The following is a 13,481-nucleotide window of genomic DNA, read 5'->3' as shown; positions in this document are numbered from 1 at the left end:
GTTAATTGGTATTTTTATATTTGTTGAGAATCAATGAAAGTAATTCGTAATCTTTCCCTTGTCCAAAATTGGAAGTATTTGCTTTGCTTGCAATAATTTTATTTCGATTGCAACCGAAACAGATTTTTGCAACGCCAATTACCTTTTCATTTTTCTTGAATACTAATATATCTCTAAAGATTGGAATACAGGCAAAATAAATTTCCTCACGTTGGTGCTGTTCGGAAAATAGGGCAGCAAGTTTCTGAAAATCTTCAGACTTAATTTCTGTCTTGTTGAAGTCTGCTTTTGTAAGGTTGTTTATAAAGTATTCATTACTGATATTTTCTGAAGTTTCGTCGATGATTAAATTATATCTTATTGAATCTAATGATGTTGGTCGATAATTCAGAAGATTCATTGCCGTGTTCTCATCGATGTCATTTTTATAATAATCAACGGCATCAAAAGTAAAAAAGGGTTTGCCGGGATGTGAGTTGAGATTGTTGTTGATGAAGTTTTCTGTTTCCAGCGAATTTTTATCGGTTTCTTGTTTCGAAGAATTACAAGAAATGACGATAAGAAATCCAATCAGAAAAATATATTTAATCACTGTCATTACTCATTGATCAAAAGCGGTTTCGTGGCCAAATCCTTATTGTAAAATGCACCTTTATTTTCTTTCATTTCGAGAGAATGCTTGATAATAAGGTAAGAAACATTCACAAGATTCCTCAATTCCGAAAGCTGTGGCGAAAGTATGGAATAATTATAAAGCTCTGTCACGGCTTCATAGATTTCACGCTGCTTTTTCTTTGCCAATTCTAATCTTGCGTTGCTTCTTACAATCGCGACCAGATCGCTCATCATTTCCTGGAGTTGTTTTCTGAGATAAGTTACGAGAACCATTTCGTCCATCATTTTCATTCCTTCTTCGTTCCATTCCGGAACTGCTTTCAAATCATCGAAATTGAAATCATTTTCTTTCAGCAATTCAACTGTTTTCATCGCCGCATTGTGACCAAAGACCAAACCTTCTAATAAAGAATTCGAAGCTAAACGATTCGCGCCGTGAAGTCCGGAGTTGGTACATTCTCCAACGGCGAAAAGATTTTTGATAGAAGATTGTCCGTATTTATCGGTATCAATTCCGCCCATCAAGTAATGACAAGCCGGAACCACAGGAATCAATTCTTTGAAAGGGTCAATTCCTTCATCCAGACATTTTTGATAGATATTTGGAAAGTGATTGATGAATTTTTCTCTGTCCATTTCGCGACAGTCTAAACCAACATAGTCGTCTCCGCTGATTTTCAGTTCATTATCGATTCCTCTTGCAACGATGTCACGGGAAGCTAATTCTTCGCGCTCATCATATTTCTGCATAAATGGTTTTCCGTTTTTGGTACGGAGTTTTGCGCCGTCACCACGAACAGCTTCTGAGATCAAAAATAGCATTCCATCTCTTTTAGAGTACATCGCCGTTGGGTGAAACTGATAATATTGCATATTGGAAACTTTCCCTTGCGCTCTGTGAACAAAGGCTATCCCGTCTCCTGTCGCAATGATTGGATTGGTTGTGTTTTTGTAAACGTGTCCGGCTCCTCCTGTTGCAACTAAAGTAATTTTCGAAGTGATTTTTTTGATTTTTTTATTCTGCTCATCAAGAATATAAGCACCGTAAGCATTGATATTTCCTTTGTCCAATTCTTTCCCTGGAACGTGGTGTTGTGTTATCAAATCAATAACATAATGATGAGGGAGCATTTCGATATTTGGAGAGTTTCTAATAGTTTCAAGAAGCGCTCTTTCAATTTCAAAACCTGTAATGTCTTTATGATGGACAATCCTGTTTTCGGTATGTCCGCCTTCACGACCTAGAGAATATTTTCCTTTTTCCTGATCAAATTTTGCGCCCCATTCAACAATTTCATTGAATCGATAAGGTGCTTCTTCTACCACGATTTTGACAATCTCCGGGTCATTGATGTAATCTCCGGCACGCAAAGTATCGTCTATGTGTTTTTGAAAATTATCTTTGGAAAAATCTGTTACGACTGCCAATCCGCCTTGTGCATATTTGGTATTGCTTTCGTCCTCGTTGGATTTTGTAACGATGGTAATTTTAGTTTCAGGTAATTGTTCGGCAATTTTAATGGCATAAGATAAGCCCGAGATTCCGGAACCAATTACAAGAACGTCTGTTTTTATCATAAATAAGAATTAATGATTCTCAATGTCTGAGAAAATTCAAAAGAATAAAGTTAAAAGAATTTGATGAACTTATCCGCAGGTTTTCTTACTTTTTTGAAATTCTGAAAAATATCATCTTCCGCTCTGTAGCCAAGCGCCAGAACAACAGCAATTTTTTCGTGTTCTTTATCGATTTTCAGAACGTCTTCTAAAATATCAGCTTTGAAGCCTTCCATTGGACAAGTGTCGATTTCTTCTTCGGCAGAAGCCATTATCAATGAACCAAGAACAATATAGCTCTGTTTTTCGGACCAACTTTCCAGTTCTTTCTGGGTATAATTTTCTAAGAAAAGATTGATGTTATTTCTAAAAGCAGACAATTGTTCCAAAGTCACACCACGCTCATTAATAATATGACTGAAATAATTATCGACATATTCCTTATTAATATGAGTTTTTGTGACCAAAGCAATCAAATGCGAGCAAGTCGATATTTGTGAAGGATTATAAAAGGCCGGAATCAATTTCTGAATCGTTTTATCATTTCCTACAACCAAAAGATGATAAGGTTGTAAGCCTAATGAGCTGACAGACAATCGTCCTGCTTCCAGGATATTGTTCAGTTTTTCAGAAGAAATCTTTTTTCCATCAAATTTTTTAACAGAATATCGCCAGTTAAGTGCTTCTAAATAGTTCATATAACAAATATAGACAATTTGAAATTTTAGTTAGAACCGTTTTAAATAATGAAACATTTCTAACCGAATTTTTTAAATCATTCATTGCAAAGGCTTTATAATAAAGGTTTTCGCAATAATTCATTTTAATCGATTTTAAATCAAATCATTAGCCAAGAAAGCTTTGAAACCAAAAAGTTATAAACATTAAGTATAAAAGTGGGCGAAAGTGGTAAAATGTGGTAGATTTTTATATAAATTTGCTCCAAATGAAAAACTTCATTGGAACATACGAGTGTAAAATAGATGACAAAGGGCGCATCAAACTGCCTGCTTCGCTTACGAAGCAGATGGAACATTTTGCAGATGAGCCATTTGTGATAAAGCGTTCGGTGTTTCAGAAGTGTCTTGAGGTCTATCCGATGAAACCTTGGGAAAAACTGATGGCAAAAATAAACGGTCTGAATCGATTTGTGAAAAAAAATGCAGATTTCATCAGGATGTTTACAGCAGGAGTTAAAACCGTGGAGATGGATAACGTGGGTCGTCTGCAGATCAGCAAAGATTTGACGCAGTATGCTAATCTCAGCAAAGAAATTGTGATTACAAGTGCCGGCGAGTTGTTCGAGATCTGGAACAAAGATTCTTACGAGCAAGTCATTTCTGTCAGCGAATCTGATTTTGCAAATCTTGCAGAGGATGTAATGGGAAATCTTGATTCCGAGGAATCATATTAATAATTAAGAAAGAATAATTAATAGGTTCTGAAACCGATTATTAAATCATTTATCAATCATCATTCATCAATTATAAAGACAATGTATCATAATCCAGTTTTATTAAAAGAAAGCGTAGACGCTCTGGTAACCAATCCGGACGGTGTTTACGTGGATTGTACTTTTGGTGGTGGTGGTCACTCAAGAGAAATTTTAAGCAGGCTTTCCGAAAAAGGAAGGTTGTTTTCTTTTGACCAAGATTTGGATGCGTTGAAAAATGCAATTGATGACCCGAGATTTACTTTGGTCAATCAAAATTTCAGGTTTTTGGAAAACTCGATGTTGGCTTATGGGATTTCTCACGTTGATGGGATTTTGGCTGATTTGGGTGTTTCTTCTCATCAGTTTGATGAAGCAGAACGTGGATTTTCTACGAGAAGCAATGCGCCTCTTGATATGAGAATGAATGTAATGCAGGGTCTGGATGCAAAAAAGATCATCAACGATTACGAAGAAGAAGACCTTGCTAATATCTTTTACCAATATGGGGAATTGAGAGAATCTCGAAAATTGGCAAGGGAAATCGTTCATCATAGAAAAACGAAGAAAATCAATACAACGGAAGATCTGAAAAATCTCTTCAGCTATATTCCGGCTTTTAAGCAGAATAAATTTTTTGCTCAGGTTTTCCAGGCCATCAGAATTGAGGTTAATCAAGAATTGGAGGTTTTGAAAGAAATGCTGGTTCAGTCTTACAAAATTTTGAAAGTTGAAGGAAGATTAGTTGTGATTTCTTATCATTCCTTAGAAGATAGGTTGGTAAAACGTTTCCTGAAAAACGGAATGTTCGAAGGCGAGCCTCAACGTGATATTTACGGAAATTATGCGAAAGCTTTTGAATTATTGAAAACTAAAGCAATTATTCCGGATGATAAAGAAATTGAAGAAAACTCACGTGCAAGAAGCGCGAAAATGAGAATAGGAACTAAGTTATAATTAATAAGAATTGGCAAAATTAACTCAAAACAGACAGAAGAAACTCACTTTTATGGATATCATAAAAGGAAACTTTCTTAACCGTGATGAGGTAAAAGCGCATTACAAATATTTCCTATTCATTTTTGGGTTGTTGATGGTGATGATTTATAGTAACCACTTGGTTAACAAAAAGATTGAGCACGTTAACAAACTTAAAGAAGAAACGGAAGAATACAAGTCGCGAAATGCTTACGCACAAAGCAGACTGATAAAAATTAGAATGGAATCCGAGCTGGGAAAAGAAATGGTTCAGGATTCTTTGGTGAGTTTGGAAAGCCACCCGATGAAATTATTGATAAAAGTTGACAGCACAGATGATAAAGCAACCAAATAACAATTACGAAAAAAAGCGTTCCAATGCGTTGAAGTGGGGCTACCTTTTTGTATTGGGAGCTTTCATTTTGTTTGTCATTTTTTTAACGAGAATTCTCATTCTTCAGAATACCAATGTTGAAGAATTCGAAAATAATTACATCAGCAAAAACTACCGCGAAGCAACTTTAAAGGCTGCTCGTGGAAACCTTTTCGCTTCCGATGGCTCTATCTTGGCGACAACGGTGATGCGTTATGATATCTATCTGGATTTCAAATCGATGAGAGATACAATCTATTCCAATAATATTGGTGCTTTGACAGATTCTCTCAGTAAAATGTTCGATAAACCAAGAAGTTACTTCCGAGCAAAACTGGATGCACAGAACAAAAAAAATAATCAATATTATCTTTTGGCAAAAGGTCTTGATTTCGATGAATACGATAGGATTCGAGAATTCCCTATTTTCAAAAAAGGTAAAAACAAAGGCGGTTTCATCGTAGAAAGAAATTTCCGAAGAGAATTGGCAACAACTCAAATCGGAGCTGGAACAATCGGAGCTGATAACGGCGAATCAAAATCTGGTTTGGAAGGCGCTTTCAGCAAATTCTTAACAGGGATTGATGGGAAACGTTTGGAACAGAAAATTACTTCTACACAATGGAAGCCAATCGATTATTGGAAAGTTCAGGAGCCTGTTGATGGACAGGATGTTTATACAACTTTGGATTTGAGAATTCAGGATATTGCACATTCAGCTCTGGAAAATCAATTAATCAAATTCGATGCAAACCACGGAAGCGTTGTTGTTATGGAAGTTGAAACGGGAAAAATCCGTGCAATGGTCAACCTTAGAAGAACCGAACCGGGAATCTATGTGGATGCTTACAATTATACTGTGAAAGATGCTCAGGAACCAGGTTCTACATTCAAAACCGTTTCTCTTTTGGCGGCGATGGATGATGGTTTTATTGATGAAAATACGAAAGTCAACATCGGAAACGGAATCTGGACTTACGCAGGACAAAGAATTACAGACGGTCACGGTGGAGGAACTTATGATGTTAGCGATGTTTTAGCGAAATCAAGTAACGTTGGAGCTGCAAAATTAATTACAGCACATTACGCTGATAAACCTCAGGTTTTCATAGACCACTTGAAACGTTGGAAAATGTTCGATAAAATGCAGATTGAACTTCCAGGAATTGCAAAACCTTCGATTCAAACACCTCAAAGCAAACGTTGGAACAAAGCGACTTTGGCTTCATTAGGTTATGGATATTCATCAAGTTTTCCATTGTTGCAATTGGTGGCTTTCTATAACGGAGTTGCGAACAAAGGTAAAATGGTAAAACCGCTTTTCATTGATAAAATAATGAAAGATGGAAAAGTTCTTTACGAAGCGAAACCTGAAATTATGGTCAAAAAAATGGCTTCAGATAAGGCCATTACAATGATGACCAATGCTTTGACAAAAGCGGTTGAAAAAGGAACGGCAAAGAGTATCTATACTCCGAATCTTAAAATTGCGGGTAAAACCGGAACTGCAAGATTCGAATATTGGAAAGCTGGACCAATGAAGTATCAGGCGTCATTTGCAGGATTTTATCCGGCTGATAATCCGAAATATACGTGTATTGTAGTTGTGAATCAGCCAGATGTATCAAAAGGGTTTTACGGAGGAACGGTTTCAGCACCTGTTTTTAAAGAAATTGCAGGAAAAACATTCCTGAAAACACCTCTGAATGTTGAGAAAGACCTTTTGGTTGAGCATAAAGTTAACCTTAATAAAATGACTGCACCAAATGTAAAGGTGAATGTCACAAGAGATTCGATGCCGAATTTGATTGGGATGATTGGAAAAAATGTGATCCCACAACTTGAAAATTTAGGTTACAGAGTAGATTACAAAGGTGTTGGAAAAATCACAGGACAATTTCCAGCGGAAGGTGCAAACATTGGAAAGAACCAAAAGATTTATCTTAATCTTCAGAATTAATGAAGAGCGACGAAGTCGCGATATGTTGGTAGAAATAAAAACGAATTATAATAACAATGAGGTGCTAAGCACCGAAATATTGGTTAAATGAATTTAGAAAAATTATTACAAAGAATCCAAATCTTGGAAACTATCGGAACTCTTGCACTCAGCGAAGTCGAAGTGTCGGAATTGGTTTTCGACAGCAGAAAAGTTGTTGAAAATTCTTTGTATGTGGCATTGAAAGGAACAGTTTCAGATGGACATTCTTACATCAAGCAAAGCATTGAAAAAGGTGCAAAAGTGATTGTATGTGAAGAATTACCTTCAGAAATTAATGATGAAGTAACTTATTTGAAGGTTGAAGATTCTTCCAAAACTTTAGGACATTTAGCGTCTAATTTTTACGGAAATCCTTCTCAAAAATTAAATCTAATCGGCGTTACCGGAACCAACGGAAAAACGACGGTGACTACTTTATTGTTCGACATATTCAAAACTTTGGGTTATCAATCCGCTTTAATTTCTACTGTTGAATATAGAATCGGAGACGAGATTATCCCTTCAACTCACACAACGCCGGATGTCATTAGATTAAATCAAATGTTGGCAAAAGCGGTAGAAATCGGTTGTGAATATGCTTTTATGGAAGTCAGTTCTCACGGAATTTCTCAAGACAGAATTGAAGGTTTACATTTCAAAATTGCCGGTTTTACGAATATCACGCACGACCATTTGGATTATCACAAGACGTTTCAGAACTACATCTACGCAAAGAAAAGATTCTTTGACGAGTTGGAAGATTCTGCAATTGCCATCACAAATGCTGATGACAAAAATGGTTCGGTAATGCTTCAAAATACAAAAGCAAAAAAGAAAACTTTCGCTTTGAAAACAATGGCAGATTTCCACGGAAAAGTGCTGGAAGTGGACTTCAACGGAATGTTATTGAATTTCAATAACAAAGAATTCTGGACAACATTGACTGGGAAGTTTAATGCTTATAATCTGCTTTTGGCTTACGGAATTGCGTTGGAATTAGGGATGAGAGAAGATGAAGTTTTACAGGCGATTTCTATTCTTCACAGAGTGAACGGAAGATTTGAAACAATAAAATCCGACAGCGGAATTTTCTTCGTAGTTGACTATTCACACACACCGGATGCATTGGAAAATGTGTTGGACAGCATCAACGAAATCAGAACCAAAAACGAAAGATTGATTTGTGTTTTCGGTTGTGGAGGCGACAGAGATAAAACCAAACGTCCGGAAATGGGCGACATTGCTACCAAAAAATCGACTTTGGCCATCATCACTTCGGACAATCCAAGAACTGAAGAACCAACGCAGATTATCAAAGAAATAGAAGCCGGAGTTCAACCACAGAATTTCAGCAAGTACACTTCGATTCCTGACAGAAGAGAAGCGATAAAAATGGCAATCAAATTTGCCGAACCAAAAGATATTGTTTTGGTAGCTGGAAAAGGCCACGAAACATATCAGGAAATCAATGGAGTGAAACATCATTTTGATGACAAAGAAACGATTAGGGAATTATTACAATTAATGGGAAAATAACAAAATATGCTTTATTACCTATACGAATATCTTTCCAGCCACGGAATCCACGTTCCAGGAATGAACTTGTTCAAGTACATTTCGTTCCGTGCGGCGATGGCAGTTTTGTTTTCGCTGATTATTGCGATGGCTTACGGAAAAAGAATCATCAATTTCCTAAGAAGAAGACAAATGGGAGAATTGGTGAGAGACCTTGGTTTGGAAGGGCAAAAACAGAAGGAAGGAACGCCGACAATGGGAGGTTTGATTATCATTTTGGCAACCATTATTCCGGTTTTGTTATTTACCAGAATTACCAATGTTTATATCATCCTTTTAATTATTTCGGTTTTGTGGATGGGCGCGATTGGGTTTTTGGACGATTATCTCAAAAAAGTTAAGAAAAATAAGGACGGATTAAGTGGAAAATTCAAAGTAATCGGGCAAGTTGGTTTAGGCTTAATTGTCGGAGTTACAATGTATTTCCACCCTGATGTTGAGGTTAAGAGAAAGTATGCTGACGCAACGGTTATCAACAGAAATAATGTAGAACAGAACTTTATGCCGGACGAGAAAATTCCGGTTTCTACAGTTCCTTTTACAAAGAATAATGAGTTTGATTACAGTGGAATTTTGTTCTGGATGGATGATGCAAAAGCACACGAATGGGCTTGGATTGTTTTCATCCCGATTGTAATTTTCATTGTAACAGCAGTTTCCAACGGTGCAAATATCACGGATGGAATTGACGGATTAGCTGCAGGAACAAGTACAGTGATTCTATTGACTTTAGCATTTTTTGCTTACGTTTCCGGAAATATGATTTTCGCAGACTATCTGAATATTATGTTTCTTCCGCATATGGGCGAGACCACGATTTTTGCGCTTGCATTGGTTGGAGCGGTAATAGGATTTTTCTGGTACAACACCTATCCTGCACAGATTTTTATGGGCGATACAGGAAGCTTGATGTTAGGTGGTGTAATAGCCGTTTTAGCAATCATTCTAAGGAAAGAATTATTAATTCCCGTTTTGTGCGGCGTGTTCCTTATCGAAAATCTTTCAGTGATCCTGCAGGTAATGGTTTTCAAATACAGAAAGAAAAAATATGGGCTGGAATATGCTCAAAACAATAGATTATTCAAGATGTCGCCATTGCATCATCATTATCAGAAAGAAGGTTTTCACGAAAGTAAAATTGTGAACCGAATGATAATTGTGGGTGTAATGCTGGCGATTATTTGTCTAATTACTTTAAAAACTAGATAAAAACTAATAACCACAAATGAGAGTAGTAATACTTGGAGGAGGCGAAAGCGGCGTTGGTGCTGCATATCTGGCAAAAGCCAAAGGCTTTGATGTCTTTCTTTCGGATATGGGAACTATCCGGGAGAATTACAAAAAAGAATTGGACGAGCTTGGGATTGACTATGAAGACGGAACACATTCAGAAGAAAAAATTCTGAATGCCGATTGGGTCATCAAAAGTCCTGGAATTCCAAAGAAAGCGGAAATGGTTCAGAAGATTCAGGAAAAAGGAATCCGATTGTCTTCTGAGATTGAATTTGCTTCGGAATTTACCAATGCAAAAATTATTGCAATTACAGGAAGTAATGGAAAAACGACGACAACGTCTTTGATTTATTATATTCTGAAGGAAGACGGATTCAATGTCGGATTGGGCGGGAACATCGGAAAAAGCTTTGCAAAGCAGGTTGCCGAAGAGAATTTTGATTATTATGTCTTGGAAGTGAGTAGTTTCCAGTTGGATGATATACAGAATTTCAGGCCATATATTTCATTGTTGTTGAATTTGTCTAAGGACCATCTTGACCAGTACAACTACAATTACGAAGAATATGCTTTGGCTAAGTTCAGAATTGCTGAAAATCAGGATGCTAACAATTTTTTCATTTATAATAAAGATGACGAAATGAGCAAATCAATTCTTGAAAAATTGGATTTGAAAGTGACCAAAGTTCCATTTTCATTGGATGAAAGATTGGAAAAAGGAGCTTTCTCGATTGATGAAAATTTTGTAGTCAATATCAATGACGGATTCACAATGAATATTGATGAATTATCACTGGTTGGAAAACATAATGTGGCAAATAGTTTAGCAGCGAGTATTGCCGGAAAGTTATTGGAAATCAGCAATGAAAGTATCAGACATTCCTTGATGACATTTCAGGCAGTTGAGCACAGATTAGAACCTGTTGCAGAAATCCGCGGAGTGAAGTTCATCAACGACAGTAAAGCAACAAATGTTAATGCGACTTATTTCGCTTTGGAAAGTATGAAGCAGCCGGTTGTTTGGATTGTTGGCGGAAAAGACAAAGGAAATGACTATACAGAAATTGAAGAATTAGTCAGAAAAAAAGTTAAAGCGATTGTTTGCTTAGGTGTTGATAATCATAAGATTATTGATTTCTTCAAAGATAAGAAAACTGAGATTTATGACACTTCCAGTATGCAGAAAGCGGTAGAAGTTTCTAAATCAATTGCAGAAAAAGGAGACGTGGTTTTATTGTCGCCTTGTTGCGCGAGTTTTGATTTGTTCAACGGTTATGAAGACCGTGGAAATCAATTCAAAAAAGAAGTTTTAGACGAATTGACAATTAAGAATTAGAATTGTACAAAGTAAATAAGTAGGAAGTACATTGTACATAATACTTTTTACATCATACAAATAAAATAAATGGAAAACCAAACTACAGAAAACAAATTCGAGTTGCTGAAAGGAGACAAGGTTCTTTGGTCGGTTATCATTTTGATATCCTTCCTTTCCGTGTTTCCGGTTTATTCCGCAAGTTCGAATCTGGAATATATTGTGAATAACGGGACCACGACAGGTCACGTTTTCAAGCATATCGTTTTTGTATTCATTGGTTTGGGAATTATGCGTTTCGTAGGAACAGTTAAGTACGAATATATTGGAAAACTGAGTTCCATTCTGCTTTTGTTCACGATTGGACTGTTGTTGATAACGATGTTCACAGGACAAAAGATTGAAGGTGCAAGTGCTTCGCGTTGGTTGAAAATCCCGGGAACACCGATTTCCTTTCAGCCATCTTCGTTTGCTTATTTGATGCTGATTATTTATCTGTGCAGATATTTGACTAAGAAAATCAAAAGGGAAAGAGTTCCGATTGAGAACATTGTTTACATATTCGGACCAATTCTAATTGTGTTCGGATTGGTTGCAAAAGACAACGGTTCCACAGCATTGATGATTATGATGGTTTCAATTATCATTCTGATTATAGGGCAATTGGCTTGGCAATATGTAGCGGGATTCATCTCGGTTGCTGTAGTTTTCGTTGTGATGTTTTTAGTCATTGCATTAAATACGAATCTAATTGGAGGAAACCGTGTTCACACTTGGATGAGCCGTATCGAAACGTTTACGAGTTCCAAAAAGACTGCAGATGTTGAAGACGAGAGTATCAAAGCAAAAAACTATCAGGTAATGCAAGCGAAAGCGGCTATTGTTCACGGTGGATTTAATGGAATCGGACCAGGGAAAAGTGCGTTAAAACAGACTTTGCCACAATCGGTTTCGGATTTTATTTTTGCCATTATTGTGGAAGAATACGGCTGGATAGGCGCTTTTGTGCTGATAAGCCTTTATATGATAATGATAATCAGAATTGTAATGATAGCCAGTAAAATGCCCGCATTTTTTGGCTCGTTGCTCGTATTAGCAATCGGATTAATGATATTCATTCAATTATCTGTGAATATTGCGGTTGCGGTAAATCTGATTCCGGTTACAGGCCAGCCTTTACCGTTAATAAGCTATGGTGGAACATCAATGCTGGTAACGTACATTCAGTTAGGAATTATTTTAAATGTCAGTTCCAGAATTCAGGTTTTTGATGAAGAAGGTTTAGGCAAAAGACAAAGCATTGAAGAAATAAATGATATCGCTTAAATGAACAAAAAACTGAAAATATTAATGAGTGGCGGAGGAACAGGTGGACACATCTTTCCGGCGGTTGCGATTGCTCAGGAAATCCAAAAGAGATTTCCTGATGCCGAGTTTTTGTTCATTGGTGCCAACGGGAAAATGGAAATGGAAAAGGTTCCTCAGGCCGGATTTAAAATCGAAGGATTGAACATCGCTGGATTTGACAGAGGTAATCTTCTCAAGAATATTGGATTGCCATTTAAAATCATTTCCAGCCTGATGAAAGCTAAGAAAATCATCAAAGATTTCAAACCAGATTTTGCGGTTGGAACCGGGGGTTTTGCAAGCGGACCAGCATTGTACATCGCAGCGAAAATGGGAATTCCGACTTTCATACAAGAACAGAATTCTTTGCCAGGAAAGACCAATGTTTTCAATGCGAAAAAAGCAAAAGCCGTTTTCACAGCCTATCCAGATATGGAGAAATTTTTCTCGGGAACAAAAACTTATTTCTCGGGAAATCCGATTCGTCAGAATATCATCACGGATTTGATTGATAAGGATTTGGCAAAAGAAAAATTAGGCTTAGATAAAAATAAATTGACGATTCTTTCGGTTGGCGGTTCTCTTGGTTCCAGAACCTTGAACAACGGCTGGAAAGATAATTTTGATAAACTGAGAGAGAAAGATTATCAGTTAATCTGGCAAACGGGAAAGACGGATTTTGCTGAAATAACTTCCAGCATCCAACCTCCAGCTTCTATCCAAATTAAGGAATTCATCTCCGATATGGCTTTGGCTTATTCGGCGGCAGATGTGATTGTTTCCAGAGCTGGTGCGATTGCGATTTCTGAATTGGCAGTTGCGAAAAAACCGGTTTTATTGGTTCCATTTCCGTTTGCGGCAGAAGACCATCAAACCAAAAATGCTATGACTTTGGTTGATAAAAATGCGGCGAGAATGGTCAAAGATTCTGAGATGAAAGATAAGTTTTGGAACACACTTTCAGAGATTTGTGAGAGTGAGAATGTAAGAAAAGAAATGTCAAATAATCTGGAGTTTTTTGCAAAACCAAAAGCAACAGAGATGATTGTAGATGAAATATTAAAATACATTTAAG

The 13,481-nt window shown here is 36.8% G+C and carries 12 protein-coding genes; 9 read left to right on the top strand and 3 right to left on the bottom strand.

Going from position 1 to position 13,481, the window contains the following annotated elements; translation table 11 throughout:
- Position 1: 1 nt before the first annotated feature.
- From BUR19_RS12650 to BUR19_RS12640, 3 genes are read right to left on the bottom strand one after another with little or no spacing between them, the layout of a single operon-like run.
- Positions 2-598: a hypothetical protein gene (locus BUR19_RS12650; protein ID WP_074235824.1), complete on the bottom strand. Its 597-nt coding sequence runs from the start codon at positions 596-598 to the stop codon at positions 2-4.
- Positions 598-2,193, bottom strand: a complete 1,596-nt coding sequence (nadB, locus tag BUR19_RS12645) for an L-aspartate oxidase (RefSeq protein ID WP_074235823.1) — start codon at positions 2,191-2,193, stop codon at positions 598-600. The genes BUR19_RS12650 and nadB overlap by 1 nt, the downstream gene beginning before the upstream one ends.
- Positions 2,194-2,243: 50 nt before the next feature.
- A complete protein-coding gene (locus tag BUR19_RS12640; protein WP_074235822.1) occupies positions 2,244-2,870 on the bottom strand; it encodes an NAD(P)H-dependent oxidoreductase in 627 nt (208 codons plus the stop codon).
- 248 nt (positions 2,871-3,118) lie between these two features.
- On the opposite strand from BUR19_RS12640, the gene mraZ reads away from it, so the two are divergent.
- The 9 genes from mraZ to murG all read left to right on the top strand — a co-directional run bounded on the left by mraZ (position 3,119) and on the right by murG (position 13,480).
- On the top strand, positions 3,119-3,586 hold the full coding sequence (gene mraZ / locus BUR19_RS12635) for a division/cell wall cluster transcriptional repressor MraZ (protein ID WP_074235821.1): 468 nt from the start codon (positions 3,119-3,121) through the stop codon (positions 3,584-3,586).
- 81 nt (positions 3,587-3,667) lie between these two features.
- The gene (gene rsmH / locus BUR19_RS12630; protein WP_074235820.1) at positions 3,668-4,561 is read left to right on the top strand and encodes a 16S rRNA (cytosine(1402)-N(4))-methyltransferase RsmH; all 894 of its coding nucleotides are present in this window, start codon (positions 3,668-3,670) and stop codon (positions 4,559-4,561) included.
- Positions 4,562-4,571: 10 nt separating this feature from the next.
- Entirely contained in the window at positions 4,572-4,937 is a 366-nt protein-coding gene (locus BUR19_RS12625) for an FtsL-like putative cell division protein (protein ID WP_074235819.1), read from the top strand.
- A complete protein-coding gene (locus BUR19_RS12620) occupies positions 4,918-6,915 on the top strand; it encodes a penicillin-binding transpeptidase domain-containing protein (RefSeq protein WP_074235818.1) in 1,998 nt (665 codons plus the stop codon). The genes BUR19_RS12625 and BUR19_RS12620 overlap by 20 nt, the downstream gene beginning before the upstream one ends.
- Positions 6,916-7,002: 87 nt before the next feature.
- Positions 7,003-8,472, top strand: a complete 1,470-nt coding sequence (locus BUR19_RS12615) for a UDP-N-acetylmuramoyl-L-alanyl-D-glutamate--2,6-diaminopimelate ligase (RefSeq protein ID WP_074235817.1) — start codon at positions 7,003-7,005, stop codon at positions 8,470-8,472.
- Between the two features lie 6 nt (positions 8,473-8,478).
- On the top strand, positions 8,479-9,720 hold the full coding sequence (gene mraY, locus BUR19_RS12610) for a phospho-N-acetylmuramoyl-pentapeptide-transferase (protein WP_074235816.1): 1,242 nt from the start codon (positions 8,479-8,481) through the stop codon (positions 9,718-9,720).
- Positions 9,721-9,736: 16 nt separating this feature from the next.
- Positions 9,737-11,080: a UDP-N-acetylmuramoyl-L-alanine--D-glutamate ligase gene (murD, locus tag BUR19_RS12605; RefSeq protein ID WP_074235815.1), complete on the top strand. Its 1,344-nt coding sequence runs from the start codon at positions 9,737-9,739 to the stop codon at positions 11,078-11,080.
- A gap of 69 nt (positions 11,081-11,149) precedes the next feature.
- Positions 11,150-12,385 (top strand): FtsW/RodA/SpoVE family cell cycle protein, encoded by a 1,236-nt coding sequence (locus BUR19_RS12600; protein ID WP_074235814.1) that lies wholly within the window; start codon positions 11,150-11,152, stop codon positions 12,383-12,385.
- Complete coding sequence (murG, locus tag BUR19_RS12595; RefSeq protein WP_074235813.1) at positions 12,386-13,480, top strand: undecaprenyldiphospho-muramoylpentapeptide beta-N-acetylglucosaminyltransferase; 1,095 nt, start codon at positions 12,386-12,388, stop codon at positions 13,478-13,480.
- The last annotated feature ends 1 nt before the right edge of the window (position 13,481 follow it).

Source organism: Epilithonimonas zeae, assembly GCF_900141765.1.
Classification (GTDB): Bacteria; Bacteroidota; Bacteroidia; order Flavobacteriales; family Weeksellaceae; genus Epilithonimonas; species Epilithonimonas zeae.
The sequence above is the reverse complement of the archived record's forward strand: the minus strand, read 5'-3'. Positions and strand labels throughout refer to the sequence as shown.